1 protein-coding gene and 2 pseudogenes are annotated in these 2,095 nt (G+C 55.9%); 2 read left to right on the top strand and 1 reads right to left on the bottom strand.

Translation table 11 applies throughout. The annotated features are described in order from the left end of the window. Window positions 1-433: 433 nt before the first annotated feature. Window positions 434-697 (top strand): annotated as a pseudogene (locus QJT78_RS50610) (transposase); the annotation flags it as partial. 138 nt (window positions 698-835) lie between these two features. Next, a complete protein-coding gene (locus QJT78_RS50605; protein WP_028147403.1) occupies window positions 836-1,669 on the top strand; it encodes a YopT-type cysteine protease domain-containing protein in 834 nt (277 codons plus the stop codon). A gap of 88 nt (window positions 1,670-1,757) precedes the next feature. On the opposite strand, the pseudogene QJT78_RS50600 reads toward QJT78_RS50605, so the two are convergent. Further along, window positions 1,758-2,095, bottom strand: a pseudogene (locus QJT78_RS50600) (hypothetical protein); the annotation flags it as partial.

Below are 2,095 nucleotides of genomic sequence, written 5' to 3'. Positions count from 1 at the left end.
AGTCTCGGTCATGGCGTATCGCTCTCCTCGAGAGGTTCTGGCAGGCTCGTCACCCGCCTCGATACGCCGCCTTCCTCACACCGTCATCACCCAGATTCCGCCATAGCTCCAAGAGAGCCGGCCGGGTGCCGGGCTTTGTTTTTGGTGGCCGGGTTATAACGCGGCGGTCCATCGCGCATCGTACTGTGGAAACAGGTGTGTAACGCGCCTCCATAGCTCGTGCCATCTACTTGAATTCATTATTGTTTTTGCAAGAAAATGGTGCCCAGGGGCGGAATCGAACCACCGACACTGCGATTTTCAGGCTGATGTTTCTTGAGGAATGACAATCGCTTAGAGCACTTATCGCCATCTAACTGGCTATCAAACATCAATGACATGGGGCAGTTTTGTCTAACTATCTGCAGGTCAATGATCTATGCCCGCCAGCTCTATCACTCTCGATCGATCGACACTGGCGGACTGGGTTGGGAATGCCGCCTTCCATCTGCGCCCGTTGCATGAGCGCCTTCTTGCGGTGCTTCGAGCGAGGTCCAAGCTGTTCGCCGACGAGACGACGGCGCCGGTGCTCGATCCCGGTCGAGGGCGCACCAAGACCGGCCAGCTCTGGGCCTATGCCGCCGACGACAGGTCCTGGGGCGACCTCGATCCGGCCGGCATCGCCTATGTCTATGCAGCCGACCGCAAAGCCGAGCGTATATTCGCCAAACATCGGGACATGGATCGATAACAGTTCCGGGCTTATCTGCTCGTCAGCTCGTCGTCAGCTTGTCGCAACATCATTAGCCGGCACTCGATCTGAGCAAACGGGCGCTGAAGAGGCAGGCGAACCATCATGTATAATCGAGTTAGTGGACAATCCATAGGCTCCAATCGGGCTGACGGACCGAGCCAGTCGGCGGACAGTGGCAACTTTGCGCAGGCACTTACGGATTGCGCCAAACAGGAGAGCCTGTCGGATGAGGAGTTGTTCGACCAAATGGGCGGCTGCTGCAGCAGGCCACATACCTCGGACGCAAACGTTTACAGTCCAGGCCGCTTAGATCCAAGCGCATCCTCTTTATCATCCGATTCCGATCCATCCTCTCCGGCAAGGCCGATCCGTGCTTTGTTCGAATACAGGACTGCTGAATTGCCTCGGGCCAATGTCGACGGTATCTGCGTCGGTTTGGCCGCGGAGTGGCTGCTCAATCTCCACAGCAGCCCCTCAGCCCGAATGAGTGCGCTGCATCCGGGCACTCAAAGCCATGCCTCGGCGGCAATGCGGCAGCAGCGGTATGAAGAAATCAAGAATCAGTTGCGAAACGACGGGGTGGGAGGTTCTCACAACCTTCAGGCCAGAAGCGCAATGTTGCGTGGCGCGGGTTTGGAGCCATCCGACAAACATACGCGATACAGTTTTGGCTCATCTTCGCGCATTGCCCGAATAGTGAACGAAGTCACCGCCGATCCATCGGTCTATTTGCTCGGCTTGCGTTTCGCCGCAGGTGGCAAACACACAATCGCAACCTCGACATCGAATGGAATGACGACCCTCTTTGACCCAAACTATGGGGAGTTTACTGTTCGGTCAGATCAGATGGGGGAGGTGTTCAAGAGTCTCGCCGAGCGTTACAGGAACCCGAACCGACGTGATATATCGACGGTCGTAACACAAAGGATGTCCTGAGCGTTCGAAGCTTTTTGTCCGTCGTCAGATAATTTGAGACTGGTCAGGCTTTTTGAGAAGGGAGGCTCTGGTTCATCAGGGTTAGAGTTTAAGTGACCTGCAGTTGATGCTGCAAGCGGCGGTTCGCGATGGTGTCGCGCTTGATGCGGTTTCGTTCTGCGAGGATCGCCTCAGCCCTGCCGAAGTAGACATCGGCTGGCGTGAGGTTGTCGATGCTCTCATGATAGCGGACGTGATTATAGCGTTCGACGAAGGCTCCTACTTGACGCTCGAGATCACCGGGTAGGTAATAGTTGTCGAGCAGGATGCGGTTCTTCGTAAGCGGAGCTTTTCTCCCATTTGATTGACTGGTTTCGCTTCGGCTTTCGCTCTGCGATCCTTGGCTTGTCAGAGAGCCGAGAGGAGACTGAAGGCGATGGAACAATC

The sequence above is a fragment of the Bradyrhizobium sp. Mp27 genome (assembly GCF_029953005.1).
In the GTDB taxonomy this organism is placed as follows: domain Bacteria; phylum Pseudomonadota; class Alphaproteobacteria; order Rhizobiales; family Xanthobacteraceae; genus Bradyrhizobium; species Bradyrhizobium barranii.
This window is presented reverse-complemented; position numbering and strand designations above follow the sequence as displayed.

Bases quoted from the DNA above. Each gene is read 5' to 3' on its own strand.
- QJT78_RS50605 (WP_028147403.1), top strand. From the start codon at position 836: ATGTATAATCGAGTTAGTGGACAATCCATAGGCTCCAATCGGGCTGAC.